Raw genomic sequence first — 15595 nt, 5'->3', positions numbered from 1 at the left:
AGCGTATGTCGCAACGGCGGCGCGGGCCGGAACGCCTATTACTGAGGCAGGCATCTTAACGTGGCCCCATAACAAAAACGACCCATACGGGTCGTTTTTGTTCAGCGACGGACCGGGGCTCAGGGGCTGCCCAGCAGCAGCCTGACGGCCATCCCCACCAGGGTGATCACTCCCACTCCGGCCAGGTAAAGTGCCGCAAACCACAGCCAGCCCTTTTTCCCGGCCATCAGTAACCTTCCTCGAAATCTTCCACCTTGCCGGAAAAGATACGGTAGCCCCACAGGGTATAGGCGCAGATCAGCGGCAGGAAAATCAGAATGCCCGGCAGCAGGAACTTGAGGCTGGTATCGGGGGCGCTGGCCTGCCACAGCGTGAGCTGATGGGGGATCAGGTAAGGGAACAGGCTCACCACCAGGCCACCAAAGCCGAGCAGGAACAGGCCACAGGCCAGCCAGAAGGGCCGGGTTTCATGGGGCTCGCCGTCCAGATCCCGGTACAGTAAAAAGCCCAGCACCATGCTCAGCAGCGGCAGCGGCGACAGCCAGATAAAATTGAGGCCGTCAAACCAGCGGGCGCTGACCTGTTCGTTGTCCAGCACCATCCACAGGCTCAGCGCCAGCAGAATGACCATGATGGCAAGCACCAGCCGGCGTCCCAGGTGGGCGGCCCGGGTCAGCACGGGGTCCCGGCTTTTCAGCACCAGGTAGCAGCAGGCCAGCAGGGAATAGGCCACCATCAGCGCAAAGCCGGTAAACAGGCTGAAGGGGCTGAGCCAGTCAAGGGCGCCGAGCTCTCCCGGCACGGCGTCCACCCCCTGCACCACGGCACCGAGAATGGCCCCCTGGCAAAAGGTGGCCACGGTGGAGCCGAGCCAGAACGACTTGTCCCACCAGGGCTTGGAACGGTGTGACTTGAACCGGTACTCAAAGGCCACGCCGCGAAAGATAAGCCCGATCAGCATGATGATGATGGGCGTGTACAGGGTGGCCAGTATGCCGGCATAGGCGGCGGGAAAGGCGGCGAACAGCACTACGCCGCCAAACACCAGCCAGGTTTCGTTGCCGTCCCACACATGGGAGATGGAGCGCATCATGTGATCCCGCTCGCCCTCGCTGCGAAACCAGGGGTAAAGAATGCCGAGGCCGAGGTCAAAGCCGTCCAGCACCACATACATCAGGACCGCAAAGCCCAGCAGCAAATAATAAAACAGCGCCAGATCCATCTCAGTTCTCCACCACGTCGTGTTGCAGTTTCTTCACCCAGGCCAGGGCAAAACCGGGGGCCTTGATGCCAATCATGTGTTGCTCCAGGCGAGCCATGTCGGGCGGGCCCTTGCGGATCAGCTTGGCCATGAAATAGAGGTATACACAGAACAGCAGGCTGTAGGTCAGCACAAACAGGGTCAGGGAAAACAGCACCCGCTCCGCCGGCAGCGGCGACACCACCTCCATGGTGCGCACCAGGCCATGCACCAGCCAGGGCTGACGGCCCACCTCGGCCACGTACCAGCCGGCCAGGGTGGAGATCACGCCGGACGGGATCATCAGCATCATCAGCCACTGAAAAGGCCGACTTTCAAAATGGCCGTTCTTTCTGCGCAGCCACAGGCCCCAGAGGGCGGCACCTATCATCAGCATGCCCAGGCCCACCATGATGCGGAAGGAATAAAAAATCAGGGGCACATAGGGGCGCTCGTCGGCGGGTACCGACTTCAGGCCCTGCAGCTCGCCGTCCAGCTCGTGGGTGAGGATCAGCGACGCCAGCTTGGGGATCTTGATCTCAAAATGATTGGTCTCGGCCTCCATGTCGGGCACCGCGAACAGCAGCAGCGGCGCGCCGCGCTCGGTTTCCGGCCAGATCCCCTCCATGGCCGCCACCTTGATGGGCTGGTGCTCTTTTACGTTGAGGCCGTGAAAATCCCCCACCAGGGCCTGCACCGGTGCCAGCAGCAGCGCCGCCCACAGTGCCATGGACAGCCCCTTGCGGCCAAAGGCCAGATCCCGTTTTTTATACAGATACCAGGCGCTGACACCACCGATAAGGAAGGTGGCGCTAAGCATGGCCGCCAGCAACATGTGGGTCAGGCGGTAGGGCATGGACGGATTGAAAATCACCTCCATCCAGCTGGCCACCTCAAAGCGGCCGTCCACCAGCTCGTACCCCGCTGGCGTCTGCATCCAGGAATTCGCGACGATGATCCAGAAGGCGGAGATCCAAGTGCCGACCGCCACCACACAGGTGGAGAAAAAGTGCAGCTTTTCCCCCACCCGCTGCCAGCCAAACAGCATGACCCCGAGAAAACCCGCTTCTAGGAAGAAGGCGGTCAGCACCTCGTAGGCCATCAGCGGCCCGAGCACGGCACCGGTGATTTCGGAAAAGCGGGAGAAGTTAGTGCCAAACTCGTAAGACAGCACGATGCCGCTCACCACCCCCATGCCAAAGGTGATGGCAAAAGGCTTGATCCAGAATTTGGCCAGCTGAAAATACACCGGATTACGGGTTTTCAGCCAGAGCCCTTCCCAGATAGCAATGGCGGTAGCCAGGCCAATGGTGATGGCCGGAAAGATAATGTGAAAACTGACGGTAAAGGCAAACTGTATTCGCGACAGTATGGCGGCATCGAGTTCCATGGATCCTCCTTAACGGGCCAGTTGGCGGCGTACCAGGGCCGGCAGGCCCGCCATCAGAAGAACGATCACAATAGCGGAAAATTCCATCAACAGGGCGGTCATGTTCATTTGGGTTATGCTCACTTGCTGGTTTGGTGATGCATACAAAGCACAAAGCGTGCCAGCCTGTTAAAAAGCACGCCCCGCCTTGCCCTGGATCAATAACGACGCGAAAACTTGTGCTCACTGACAACAGGGTTTACAGTTCCAGACGCTCGAACTGTCAATTTCATTTACACCGGAAGCCACGGTTGCCATGCCCCTGGAACTCGCCTTTGAACTCATGATGATGCTCACCAGCGGCTGCGCCCTGCTGGTATCGGCCTGGTTGTTCTGGCGCGCCCGCAGCCGGCGCAGCATGAAGGCGCTGGCTGGCTTTGGGGTGATGATGGCACTGTGGTGCGCCGGCCATGTGGCGGTGTTTTACGGCCTGGACACCCTGGGCATGGCGCTGATCCTCGCCAACCCGCTGATGCCCACCTTTTTTCTCGACTTCGCCATCGGCTTTGTCAACCAGGGGCCGGGCCTGCGCCCCTGGCTGAGCCGGCTGGCGCGCTATCGCGGCCTGCTGTACGGCGCCGCCGTACTGGTCAGTATCATCACCCTGTGGCAAGGCGGTGGCGGCATCATCGCCTTTGGTCCCTTTGAGCACTATTTCGTGTTTCAGGGCAGTGGCTGGTTCAACATCGGCTACACCATTTTCATCGGCGTGCTGGCTCATGCCCTGCTGTTGTGGGGCTTTGTGCACCACAAAGGCAACCGGCGCCGCTCCATTGCCGCCATGTTCGCCGCCGGTGCCTGGGGCCTGCTGCTGGCCACCAGCTTTATCTTTCCCTCCCTGGGGCTGCACTGGTACCCCTGGCCCATGTTGCTGCTGCCGAGCTATGTGCTGCTGCTGGTCTACGGCGTGGTGCGTTATCAAATGCTGGAAATCAACGCCTGGGCCAACCGGGCGCTGCTGTGGATTCTGATGACCGGCCTGTTGCTGGGGCTGATGGCACTGTTCAGTGCCATGGCCGGACGGCTGGGCATGCAGGCGCTGGCCGCCGTGCCCCAGTGGCAGTTGTGGCTGTATTCACTGCTGTTGCTGATGCTGGCTCTGGCGTTATACCGGCCGGTAAGCGCCCTGGTAGAGCGCTTGGTCTACCCGGGCAGCCGGCTTGATGAGCAACTGCTGGAAACCTGGCTGGCACAGCTGCGCGACGCCAGCGGTTGGAATGCCCTGGCCCAGACCGCCGAGCGCCTGCTGGCCCGGCAGATGGGTCAGGCGGTCACCATACGCCTGCTGACCCAAACACCGTTTTACGAACCCGGCCCCGGGCTGGAGCTGTGGTGCCTGCATCATGCCCAGGGCTGGCAGTTCCGGCTCAAGGGCTTTGATGACGTTACCCCCGGCATGCGGCTCACCGCCGAGGTGTTCGGCTCCCTGCTGGCTACCCGCTGTGGCCTGCTGGAACGCTCGCTGCAATTGGCCGAAGCCGAGCGCAAACGGGTCTCGGAACAGCACCTGGTGGAGCTGGGCGGGCTGTCGGCGGCCATGGCCCACGAGCTGCGCAACCCGCTCAATACCATCTCCATGGCCACCGCCGGCCTGGACGCCGAGCGCAAGAACATGATTCAGGATCAGCTCAAGCGCGCCGACCGGCTGATTGCGGATCTGCTGACCTATTCCGGCCAATTGCAGATCCAGGCCCGCGCCGTGCCCCTGGAGCCCCTGCTGAAAAGCCTGCAACCCCAGTTCGACTGGCAACGAGTGCAGTTTGATTATGTGCTGCCGGCAAACTACACCCTGTGGGCCGATGCCTACCGCCTGCAGCAGGTGCTGACCAACCTGATCGACAACGCCCTGGCCTTTGTACGCAACCAGCCACAGGGTCATATTCGGCTGGAAGCCGGAGACGCCCCCGGGGTGTTGTGGCTGCACAACAATGGCCCGGCCATCGAGGCCGACATGCAGGGCCGGCTGTTCCGCCCCTTTGTAACCCGTCGCCAGGGCGGCAGCGGCCTGGGCCTGGCCATCGTACAACGCATCATGGAAGCCCACGGCGGCCATATTCGCCACCGCAACGACGCCGGCTGGCCGGTGACCTTTGAATTTTCCTTTCCCGAGGAGCCCGCATCATGACCATGGCCCGCATTGTGGTGATCGACGATGAACCCGCCTTTCGCACCCTGAGTGCCCAGTGGCTGCGTTCGGAAGGCTACGAAGTCCATACCGGCGCCGATCTTGACGAGCTGCGTGCCCTGCTGGGACGGGTGGATGCGGATTTGATCCTGCTGGATCTGTCCCTGCCGCCCCTGTTTGATCCGCACCACACCCTGGCCGCCCTGCCCGAATTCACCGACAGGCCGGTAATCATTCTCACCGGCCACGGCGAGCGCGAGCTGGCGCTTGAGGCCCTGCGCCAGGGCGCCTGGGATCTGCTGGCCAAACCCATGGATCCGGATCTGCTGGCGGTGGTGATTCGCCGTGCCATTACCAAGCACCAACTGGTGCGCGAACTCAACAGCCTGAAAACCCGCATGGGCCGGCAACATCCCATCAGCACCCTGATTGGCGCCTCCCCGGCGATGAACACCATTCGCGCCCTGGTCGGGCGCATTGCGCCCACCGACGTGCGGGTGCTGGTCACCGGGCCCTCGGGCACCGGCAAGGAAGTGATCTCCCGCGCCATTCACGATCTCAGCACTCGAGCCGATGGCCCCTTTATATCGGTGCACTGCGGCGCCATTCCCGCCGAGCTGCTGGAAAGCGAGCTGTTCGGCCACACCAAGGGCGCCTTTACCGGTGCCGACCGCAACAAGGACGGCCTGCTCAAGCTGGCCGACGGCGGCACCCTGTTTCTGGATGAGATCGGCGACATGCCTCTGGCCATGCAGGTGAAATTGCTGAGAGTCTTGCAGGAAGGCAGCTTCTATCCGGTGGGTGGACGCACCCTGGAAACCATCAACGTGCGAGTGATCTCCGCCACCAACGCCAGCCTGCCCGACCGGGTAGCCAGTGGCGAGTTTCGGGAAGACCTGTTTTACCGCATCAAGGGCGTGACCATTGAAACCCGCCCCCTGGATGAACGGCCGGAAGACATTCCGCTGCTGGTGAGCCATTTCCTGGAGCTGCAGGCTCAGGGCTGTGGCCAGCCCCCCCTGCACCCGGACTCGGCGGCCTTTCACTGGTTTATTCAGCGCCGCTGGCCGGGTAATGTGCGCGAGCTGAAGAGCACCCTCGACAGCGTGGCCGCCATCGCACAAGGGGGGATTATCACCCTGGACGACATCGCCCTGCTCTATCCCGACGCCCGGGAGCAGGCGCCGGCCCGGCCCCAGCCTGCTGGAGACACCCTGGACGCCCAGGTGCGGGCACTGGAAATTGCCCTGATCACCGATGCCCTCACCCGCCACGACAACAACCGCACGCACGCCGCCCAGGCCCTGGGGCTATCGCGCCAGGGCCTGCTGAAAAAAATAGAACGCTACGGATTGTAAGCTGCATACCGCTCGCCCCCGGGTGCCATATGCCGGCAGAAAATTCGGCATATGCCCCCCATGTCCGGCATCGCAACGGGCAATCAATGGGTCGCAATCAGAAAAGCATTGCTGAAGACCCGGCTTAACAAACACAGATGAGAGATACATTCCTCTTACTCATCTGTCGAGTCTGATAAGTCACTTGATGATAACAACTTGTTAATAAAAAATGCATCAAAACAGACAGTGATGCAGATTCACTGCTGCCTAAATTGGACTTGTTGATACGGCCAATTAAAACCTGACCGACAATTCACCATTTAAAAAATGAATGCACCGTGGTCAGGGCATTAATAACAACCCTACGCCTTTTTAATCAAGCTGGGCAATTGAGGAATGAGCAATGGAAAAAATCGCTGAGCTGTTACACCAATATCGTCAGGGTAAAGGATTGCCCGCTGCGTTCTACACCTCAAATGAAATATTTAAATTTGATGTTGAGCAAATATTCAAGAAAACCTGGATTTATGTTGGTGTGGTATCCGAATTCAAGAAAAAAGGCGAATTCAGGGTTGTGCAGGTTGATAATAACTCCATCATACTGGTGCGGGATGAACAGGGAGATATTCGTGCCTTTCATAATTCCTGCCGCCATAGAGGCGCGCAAATCTGTGTTACCGAAAAAGGCAATGTACCCAAACTGGTGTGCCCCTATCACCAGTGGGTATATGGCCTGAACGGCGATCTGATTTATGCCGGGCGCATGGGAGAGTCGTTTTCCTGCAAAGGCAATGGCCTCAAGCCCGTCGCCATAGAGTCCATTGCCGGCCTGCTGTTTATCAACCTGTCGAAAGACCCTTCCTATGCCGATATTGAGAAGATGAAGACAGATCTGGCGCCCTATGTCGGCTTCTATCAACTCGACAGGCTCAAGGTTGCCAAGGAAATCGACATCATCGAAAAGGCCAACTGGAAGCTGGTGGTGGAAAATAACCGGGAGTGCTACCACTGCAATGCCAACCATCCGGAGCTGTTAAAAAGCTGGCCGCCTTTTGGTGCCGGTTTTGGCTGGCCGGACGACCCTCGGGAAGCCGCCGCCATTGCCAAAAAAATCGATGAGGCCTATGCAGTCAAACGCCCCTTGTGGGACAGCATGGGCATGACCCACGAGCCGCTGGATCTGACCGCGGATCGCTGGTACCGGGCCATGATGATGATTCTGGAAAACGGCGCCCTGTCGCAGACCATGAACGGCGAGCTGGCCTGTAAAAAGCTGCTGCCCGGATTCACTGAGCCGGACAACAGCGACCTGTCCATGTGGACCCATTTCAACTCCTGGCATCACTTTATGTGTGACCATGTGGTCACCACCATGGCCATTCCCATTTCAGAAAGCGAAACCCTGGTGCGCACCCGCTGGCTGGTGCATGAAGACGCTCAGGAAGGGGTCGACTATGACCTGGATAACCTGACCCATGTCTGGGTTCAGACCAATGATCAGGACAGATGGCTGGCAGAAATCAACCACGCCGGCATTCGTTCCGACGCCTATCAGCCAGGACAGTATTCGGAAGAAACCGAAGGCCTGGTGATGAACTTTATCGGCTGGTACATCAAGCAGTGGCAATCGGGTATCTGACAAACCCGTTGTTCATCGACTCAATCGCATTCTTTCAGGCAGGTAAACCATGTTCGAAACCAAGCATACCTATCTTAATGACATCGCCAGGGAGCAACCACTGCGTAACCCGGTGACGGAAAAGGTGCACAAAGCGGCCCGGACCTATCGCCTGCAACGGGTCAGGGAGCAGTTGCTCAAACATGACTGCGCCGCCGTGCTGCTCTATGACCCGGTCAATATTCGCTATGCCACCGATGCATCCAACATGCAGGTCTGGACCGCCCACAATGCTTCCCGCTATGCCATGGTGTTTGCCGATGGCCCGGTGATCATCTGGGAGTTCCACAATTGCGAACACCTGTGCGAACACCTGGAAACCGTGGATGAAGTCCGCCTGGCCGTGAACTGGGCCTATTTCGGCGCCGGTCCTCGAGTCGCGGAAAAGGCAAAAGTGTGGGCCGCCGAGATAGCCGACCTGCTTCGCCAACATGGTGGCGGCAACATGCGCCTGGCGGTCGACAAGATGGAGCCAGAAGGCGTGCCCTGCCTCACCGCCCTGGGCGTTCAGCTTCAGCAGGGCCAGCCGCTGCTGGAGCAGGCCCGCTCCGTTAAATCGTCAGAAGAGCTTGAGCTGATGAAGTGGACCATCACCGTGTGCGAGCATGGCATGCAACGCATGTTCGAGGAGCTGCGACCGGGCATGACCGAGCAGGAGCTGTGGGCCCACCTGCACTTCGAGAACATTCGTCATGGCGGTGAGTGGATCGAAACCCGGCTGCTGGCGTCGGGGCCGCGCACCAACCCCTGGATGCAGGAATGCAGCAACCGGGTGATGAACGAGGGGGAAATCATCGCCTTCGATACCGACATGATTGGCCCTTATGGCTATTGTGCCGACATCTCCCGTGCCTGGACGGTGGGGCATGTTCGCCCCACAGACGAACAGCGTCGCCTCTACAGTGCCGCCTACCAGCAGATACACCACAACATGGATATTCTGAAAGCCGGCATGAGCATCACGGAATTTGTCGACAAAAGCTGGCCCATTCCCGACGAGTTCTACAAGAACCGTTACTGCTGCATCGCCCACGGCATCGGCATGGCAGACGAATACCCGGCCATTGCCCATCCGGGGGACGATTGGGAAAAGTCGGGTTATGACGGTATTCTCGAAGAAAACATGACCATCTGCGTAGAAAGTTGCATTGCCGTGGAAGGCGGCCAGGAAGGCATCAAACTGGAGCAGCAGGTCTTGATCACCAAAAATGGCTGTGTGCCGCTTTCCAACTACCCCTGGGAAGAAGACTGGCTTATCTGAATGAATGGGCCGTGGCTGATATCAGCCACGGCCCATTCTTCACTCGCCCATTTCATCATGATTTACCAGCAGGACGCCTATAGATTTACCACGATTCACCCAAGGAAGATTTGTTTTAATCATCAGATTAAAACGAACAAGGAGATATCATGCTTAAGGAAACCACAACAAACCGCAGCATAGGGCCGGAGGTAAATATTCCCACCTCTCGCCAAGGGTTTTATAAAGGCCTGAATCCGACCATTACCATCATCAGTAAAGTGATTATTGTAATGCTGGTATTGTTTGCCATTGTCATGCCCAGCAAGGCGGCATCGACCTTGGGATCAATCAATACGGCATTACTCGCCATGTTCAACTCCTATTATATTATTTCGGTCAGCCTGTTTTTGATATTTTGCCTGGCCATGGCACTCAGCCCGTTCGGAAAACTACGGCTGGGACAGGAACATGAACGCCCCGAGTTTTCCAACTTTTCCTGGTTTGCCATGATGTTCGGTGCCGGCATGGGCATAGGGCTGATGTTCTATTCCATTGGCGAGCCCATGTATCACTTCGCCGGCAACCCGGATGTCATCAAGGGGATGGTCAGTGCCAAAACTGCCGATACGGTACCATCATCCATTCGATACTCGTTTTTACACTGGGGGATGCATGCCTGGGGCATTTATGTGTCTATCGGCCTGGCCATGGCCTATTTCGCCTATCGGCAGCAACTGCCACTGACCGTTCGCTCCGCCCTGATCCCCTTGTTTGGTGATCGCCTGAATGGCTCCCTGGGCCATGCCATCGATATTATTGCCGTGGTGGCGACCGTGCTGGGCATTTCCACCACGGTGGGCACCGGCGTTCTGCAATTGATCTCCGGCTTTGAAAGCGTCACCGGAGCGGCCTGGTTGCTGAACGGAGAAGGCAAGCCAACCGGCTCGGCCATGGTCTTCGCCCTGCTGCTGGTCATGGGCCTGTCTACCCTGTCGGCCATGACCGGTGTCGGCAAGGGCGTTAAATGGCTCAGCAACGTTAATCTGGCACTGTCCTTTGTGCTGCTGACGGTGTTCGCCCTGTTCGGCTCCACCGCCTTTGCCTTTTCCACCTATGTCAGCAGCCTGGCCGATTACCTGATCGCATTGCCGGCCATGAGCTTTACCGTGTGGGATCAGGTATCGGAACTGGGTCAGTGGCAAGGCGGCTGGACCATCTATTACTGGGCATGGTGGATAGCCTTTGCACCTTTTGTCGGCCTGTTTCTGGCGCGTATTTCCCGCGGGCGCACCATCAGGGAATTTATTATCGGCGCCATGATAATCCCCACCCTGATGTGCTGCCTGTGGTTTGCCCTGCTGGGAGGCACCGCCCTAGATCTGGAGCTGAACGGCGGTGCCAATGGCAGCATAGTGGGCTCCGTTATCGAATCCCAGATGTTCGTCACCCTGCAGCAAATGCTGCCGGCCAATGCCGCCCTGGGCATGTCGCTGATGGTGATCCTGTTGATCCTGACCTACCTGGTTACCTCGGCAGACTCCGGCGTGCTGGTACTGAATACCATTATGGCGGGGGGGAACGATCAACCCGGTGCCAGCCATCGCGTGGTCTGGGGAACCATACTCACCCTGGTGGTGGGCTCCCTGATGTTTGCCGGTGGCCTGGAGGCCATTCAAAAGGCCATGGTTATCGGTGCCCTGCCCTTCTCGGTGATCATGATCCTGATGTGTGCCGGCACCCTTAAATCCGCGTTGAGCAAACAACAAACCGCCAACGCCGAGAATAACGCGGCCTGAGCCGGGCGGGATGATTCCCGCCCTCCTTAACCGATACATCAGCAAACCAATGCTATTGGAGCACTCATGACGACAATTCAGCGAAAAGAAACCAGCCCACGAATGAGCCAGGCCATCGCCGTTAATGGCTTCGTTTTTCTATCCGGCCAGGTGGCCGATCACCTGCAGGGCAATATTCAGCAGCAGACCACCGAGGTACTGGCAAAGATTGAGAAATGGCTGGCCGAATCCGGCTCTGACAAGTCCCGGTTAATCAGCGTGAATATCTGGCTGAGCGACATGCAGCATTTCGATGAGATGAACGAAGTCTATGAAGCCTGGCTCGGCAATAGCAACCAACCCACTCGGGCCTGCGTGCAGTCGGCGCTGGCCGACCCCGGCTACCTGATTGAAGCACAGGCGGTAGCCCTGAGTCTGAGTGCATAATCAATATTGCCCACAGTATTCACTGTGGGCTTGTTGTGGCCTATTCGCTGCCATGATTAACCATGGCATCCAGCCGGGCGGTATCGGCTTCGGCGTCTTGCAACAACCAGTCACGAAAAACACAAGCCGAGGTCGACAGGGGTTTTGCCGAGCTGTAAACCAGGTAATCGGCCCTGCCGGTTTCCACATAATCATCGCCGACAATACGGATAAATCGGTTTTCCAGCATCTCCCTGAGCATAAATTCCCACCCCAGGGTGATCCCCATTCCCTGCAGCGCCGCATTCATGGCCAAGGGAACCTGATTGAAAACAAGGGCATGACCGGGCACCTGATAGTGAATACCAAAATGACGAAACCAGTCGCCCCAATTAACCCAGCGCCACTTCAACGGATCCAGATGCACAATGCGGTTATTCAGCAGGTCTTCGGGCCTGTTGATGTCGGTCAGTGGCAGATCATGGGCACAAACGGGATAAATACGTTCCCGAAAAAGGTAATGCCCGGTCAGGTTTGACTGCCACTGCTCGTAACCGTAGAGAATGCCCATATCCGACTTTCTGCAAAGATCTTCGGTGATTTCATCGGTGGCGTAGATATTGATATTAATATCCGGAAATTCCATATTAAAACGGGCAATGCGAGGAAACAGCCAGTAATGTGCCACCGCCACCGTTGAAACAATAGTAACGTTTTTGCTGTAAACATGGGATCGTATGCGGTTGCAACTGTCGGCCAATTGCCCCAGCATTGTTTTAACCTCGGCAAACAGCTCAAGGCCATCATCCGTCAGCATTACCTGCCGGCGCTCTCGATAAAACAGCTCGGCCCCCAGATATTCCTCCAGTAACTTTATCTGCTTGCTGACCGCACTCTGAGTCACGCACAACTCGTCGGCGGCACGAGTAAAACTGGCGTGCCTGGCGGCGGCTTCAAAAAAGGTCAGGGTTTGCAGTGGCGGCAATTGTTTAAACAAGGGCTTCATGATGGTACTTCCATATACTGGGAATGCATTCCCTTCACGACACAATCACATTTCGGCCTGCTCACACAAGGAGCAGGCCTGCTGGCTTCTCTGTTCGTTTCTTATTTTATAACGCACTTCGGCTTTAGATTCCTGACAGGAATCTATCGGTGCTTATTTGTCGATTGTAAAGTTTTTATCAAAATTTAGTATCAGCTCCATAACATATTGGGAGCCAGACCATGAAAAAGATACTTCGCCTTCCTGCCATTGACGGTGAACTGGGTTGGTATGAAACCTCGCCGCTCACCGGACGCAGTTCGGCTCGTCGCCTCAAGGGCAGGCACCGCTTTGACGTTCTGATTGTCGGGGCCGGCTTCAGCGGGCTCTCGGTTGCCGGCCGGCTGGCCGAACGTTGGCCCGACACCCGTATTGCCCTGGTCGATGCCTTGCGTGTTGGTCAGGGAACCTCAGGCAGAAATGCCGGTTTTATCATCGATCTGCCCCATAACCTGGATGCCAATGCCGATCCCGAGCAAGACAAAAAGATTCACCAGCTCAACCGCTTTGCCATTGACCGACTGGATCGGCTGCGCCGGCAACACCATATCGACTGTGCATGGCAACAGGCGGGCAAATACCTTGCCGCCCACGAAGCCGACAACCTTCGCCATATCGATGGCTTCACCCATACGCTGAATGCACTGAACACGCCCTACGAAGTGCTGGAAGGCCATGCCCTGCGGCAGCGGCTGGGCACGGAGTATTACCGCAAGGCGGTGTATACGCCGAATAACATACTGATGAACCCGGCGGCCCTGGCGCAAGGGGTAGCCCAGGCACTGCCCGCCAATGTCACCCTGTTTGAAAACAGCCCGGTCACCGGCATGGAGTTTGGCAGCCCGCATCGGGCCCGCTTCCTGGGTGGCGAGATCGAGGCCAAAACCCTGGTGCTCAGTACCAATTCATTCGGTGAAGAGTTTGGCCTGTTCCAGCACCGCCTGGCCCCGGTGTTCACCTATGCCAGCCTGACCCGCCCCATGAGTGAGAACCAGGCCGCACATCACTTTCCCGACATTGCTCCCTGGGGGCTGACCTCGGCCCACCCGGCCGGCACCACGGTACGCCTGACTCCGGACCGGCGCATTTTCATTCGCAACAGCTTCAATTTTAATACCTCGTTGCGCACCGGCCAGGCGGAGCTGGAACGCGCCTGGCAACAGCACAAAGCCTCTTTTTCCGCCCGCTTTCCCATGCTGGACGGACTCGATTTTGAATACACCTGGGGCGGCATGCTGTGCATGACCCTTAATCATCAGTCGGTGTTCCAGCAATCGACGGACAACCTGTATGCACTCAGTGGCATGAACGGGGTCGGCGTCGCCAAGGGCACCTACCTGGGGTATTACCTGGCCGAATGGATTGCCGGCCACCACAGCAGCGAACTCGATTTTATTCGGCAAAGCAACCGGCCCAGCTGGGTTCCGCCCGACCCCCTGCGCGCCGTGGGCGCCCGCATTCGCCTGCGTTACGAGTCCGGCAAGGCCGGCGGTGAAATATGAACTCACACTCCGGCCGTGACCGGGCCTTTTTCGCTTTCGACATTATTCATCTTTCAGGAGAGTCGCCACCATGACCCCAGCCGTACACGCCGTTAACACACAAACCTGGGTCAATGGCCGCCATGCCGTGCGCTGCGTCAAGGTCATTCAGGAAACCTGGGATGTGAAAACCTTTTGTTTTATGGCCGAGCAACCGGTGATGTTTTTCTTCAAACCGGGTCAGTTTGTCACCCTGGAGCGGCTTTACCGGTTACCTGGGCAAAGACATGCTCAGGCTGATCGCCCCCGACGTTATGGAACGAGAGGTCTTTTGCTGCGGCCCCAGGCCCTATATGAGGGCAGTCAGATCCCTGCTGGAACGCCTGGGCTATCCCATGGCGCATTATCATGAAGAGAGCTTTGGCGCGACCCCCGATGAGGTGAAGACCGACGTGGTGGAACAAATTGAGCTGGCCCAGGAGGAAAGCGACAGCCTGGCCAGTGCAGACATGGTTCAGGTCGAATTCAGCGAGTCAGGTAAGAGCGTCAGTATTGCTCCGGGTGAAACCGTGCATACCGCCGCCGCCAAGCTGGGGCTCTATATTCCCAAGGCCTGTGGCATGGGCATTTGCGGCACCTGCAAGGTACGCAAAGTCGCCGGCGATGTGATCATGGAGCAAAACGGGGGAATTTCCGAGGGCGATATCGCCGAGGGCTATATTCTCAGCTGCTGCAGTATTCCGACAGCAAACACCGTTATCGCCTACCGAGATTGGCTAACGCCAGCCTGCTTCAACGGCCCGCAGAACATAAAAATGCCGGCCCAAGGCCGGCATGGTCAACAACAGGCAAGCTCGTCTCAGCCGCTGCAGGACGCGTTGGCCGCCGCGGCTTCCGCCTTTTTGATGCGGGTGTCGGTAGCTGGATGGCTGGAGAACAGTCCGCCGCCGTTACCGGCGTGCTTCTGCAGTTTTTGCTGGGCGCGGGCCGCGGCATAGGGATCCATGCCCAGCTGGCACAGCACCTCCACCCCATAGGCATCGGACTCCAGCTCATCCTGCTGGGAGAATTGGGCGCTCACGAACTTGGCGCCAATGTCGCCATACTGGGACGAAGCCAGCGAGCCCACGGTGCCGCCGGCCGCCACGGCGGCCTGCTTGGCGGCTTCGGTCAGGTACGCGGTCTTGAACTGGTTAAGGGAGTGGTCGAATTTGACATGACCAATTTCATGCCCGATAACCGCCACCAGTTCGGCGTCATCCATCACATCCATCAGACCGGAATACACCCGCACGGTGCCGTCGGGCATGGCGAAGGCGTTGATTTCGTCAGACTCATAGACGGCGAAATTCAGCGGAGTGCCATCTATGCTGGTCAGCTCCCTGGTCAACTTCGCCAGCCGTTTGCTGTATTGGCTGTTGGGAGCGGACAGTTTGCTCTGGGCATCCATCTGCTCGGCAGACAGGCTGGCCTCGGCCTGCAGTTCTGCCTTGGACAGGGTCACCCCCTTAAAGGCGGTCATGCCGGCGCCGAGCAGGCCACTGGTGTCGTTGGATACGCAACCGGTCAGGCCGGCCACGGCAACCAGTGCCGCTATCATGGTTTGTTTCATTTTGGCTCTCTCGTATTCGTTATTGATGGCAGATACTCCCTCACCAGGAAGTACCATCCTCATTTGCATCCCATTTCGCAAGTTTCGCAACTTAAAGGAGCAGGGGGTAAGTTGCAAGCCTGCGAAGGGCTCGGGCCGGCCAGCGAGTGATCCCGATTCAAAAAAAGCCCGCAAGGGCGGGCTTTTTGGGCTGATGCAAAC

General features: G+C 58.0%; 11 protein-coding genes and 1 pseudogene. 8 read left to right on the top strand and 4 right to left on the bottom strand.

The window, feature by feature from the left end; all coding sequences use genetic code 11:
• Window positions 1-226: 226 nt before the first annotated feature.
• Both OJHNALOF_RS04835 and OJHNALOF_RS04830 read right to left on the bottom strand, forming a co-directional pair.
• Complete coding sequence (locus tag OJHNALOF_RS04835) at window positions 227-1222, bottom strand: cytochrome d ubiquinol oxidase subunit II (protein WP_165661324.1); 996 nt, start codon at window positions 1220-1222, stop codon at window positions 227-229.
• Between the two features lies 1 nt (window position 1223).
• Entirely contained in the window at window positions 1224-2630 is a 1407-nt protein-coding gene (locus OJHNALOF_RS04830; RefSeq protein WP_165661323.1) for a cytochrome ubiquinol oxidase subunit I, read from the bottom strand.
• A 295-nt stretch (window positions 2631-2925) separates the two neighbouring features.
• On the opposite strand from OJHNALOF_RS04830, the gene OJHNALOF_RS04825 reads away from it, so the two are divergent.
• The 6 genes from OJHNALOF_RS04825 to OJHNALOF_RS04800 all read left to right on the top strand — a co-directional run bounded on the left by OJHNALOF_RS04825 (window position 2926) and on the right by OJHNALOF_RS04800 (window position 11277).
• Complete coding sequence (locus OJHNALOF_RS04825) at window positions 2926-4794, top strand: sensor histidine kinase (RefSeq protein ID WP_165661322.1); 1869 nt, start codon at window positions 2926-2928, stop codon at window positions 4792-4794.
• Complete coding sequence (locus tag OJHNALOF_RS04820) at window positions 4791-6152, top strand: sigma-54 dependent transcriptional regulator (RefSeq protein ID WP_094200216.1); 1362 nt, start codon at window positions 4791-4793, stop codon at window positions 6150-6152. Before OJHNALOF_RS04825 ends, OJHNALOF_RS04820 begins: the two co-directional genes overlap by 4 nt.
• A 385-nt stretch (window positions 6153-6537) precedes the next feature.
• A complete protein-coding gene (locus OJHNALOF_RS04815) occupies window positions 6538-7773 on the top strand; it encodes an SRPBCC family protein (RefSeq protein ID WP_165661321.1) in 1236 nt (411 codons plus the stop codon).
• Window positions 7774-7822: 49 nt separating this feature from the next.
• The gene (locus OJHNALOF_RS04810; RefSeq protein WP_165661320.1) at window positions 7823-9073 is read left to right on the top strand and encodes a Xaa-Pro peptidase family protein; all 1251 of its coding nucleotides are present in this window, start codon (window positions 7823-7825) and stop codon (window positions 9071-9073) included.
• A 149-nt stretch (window positions 9074-9222) separates the two neighbouring features.
• Window positions 9223-10851 (top strand): BCCT family transporter, encoded by a 1629-nt coding sequence (locus tag OJHNALOF_RS04805; protein ID WP_165661319.1) that lies wholly within the window; start codon window positions 9223-9225, stop codon window positions 10849-10851.
• Window positions 10852-10953: 102 nt separating this feature from the next.
• Window positions 10954-11277, top strand: a complete 324-nt coding sequence (locus tag OJHNALOF_RS04800; protein WP_206063561.1) for a RidA family protein — start codon at window positions 10954-10956, stop codon at window positions 11275-11277.
• A 40-nt stretch (window positions 11278-11317) separates the two neighbouring features.
• Here the strand turns inward: OJHNALOF_RS04800 and OJHNALOF_RS04795 are convergent, their stop codons facing one another.
• On the bottom strand, window positions 11318-12262 hold the full coding sequence (locus OJHNALOF_RS04795) for a LysR substrate-binding domain-containing protein (protein ID WP_094200221.1): 945 nt from the start codon (window positions 12260-12262) through the stop codon (window positions 11318-11320).
• A 221-nt stretch (window positions 12263-12483) separates the two neighbouring features.
• Between OJHNALOF_RS04795 and OJHNALOF_RS04790 the strand changes: the two genes are divergently transcribed.
• Together OJHNALOF_RS04790 and OJHNALOF_RS17135 are read left to right on the top strand one after the other, a co-directional pair.
• Window positions 12484-13803 (top strand): FAD-binding oxidoreductase, encoded by a 1320-nt coding sequence (locus OJHNALOF_RS04790; protein ID WP_165661317.1) that lies wholly within the window; start codon window positions 12484-12486, stop codon window positions 13801-13803.
• A 266-nt stretch (window positions 13804-14069) separates the two neighbouring features.
• Window positions 14070-14468 (top strand): annotated as a pseudogene (locus OJHNALOF_RS17135) (2Fe-2S iron-sulfur cluster-binding protein); the annotation flags it as partial.
• A 173-nt stretch (window positions 14469-14641) separates the two neighbouring features.
• On the opposite strand, the gene OJHNALOF_RS04780 reads toward OJHNALOF_RS17135, so the two are convergent.
• On the bottom strand, window positions 14642-15394 hold the full coding sequence (locus tag OJHNALOF_RS04780) for a M48 family metallopeptidase (RefSeq protein ID WP_240919636.1): 753 nt from the start codon (window positions 15392-15394) through the stop codon (window positions 14642-14644).
• Window positions 15395-15595 lie beyond the last annotated feature (201 nt).

The organism is Oceanimonas sp. MB9 (assembly GCF_011319775.1).
In the GTDB taxonomy this organism is placed as follows: Bacteria; Pseudomonadota; Gammaproteobacteria; order Enterobacterales; family Aeromonadaceae; genus Oceanimonas; species Oceanimonas doudoroffii.
This window is presented reverse-complemented; position numbering and strand designations above follow the sequence as displayed.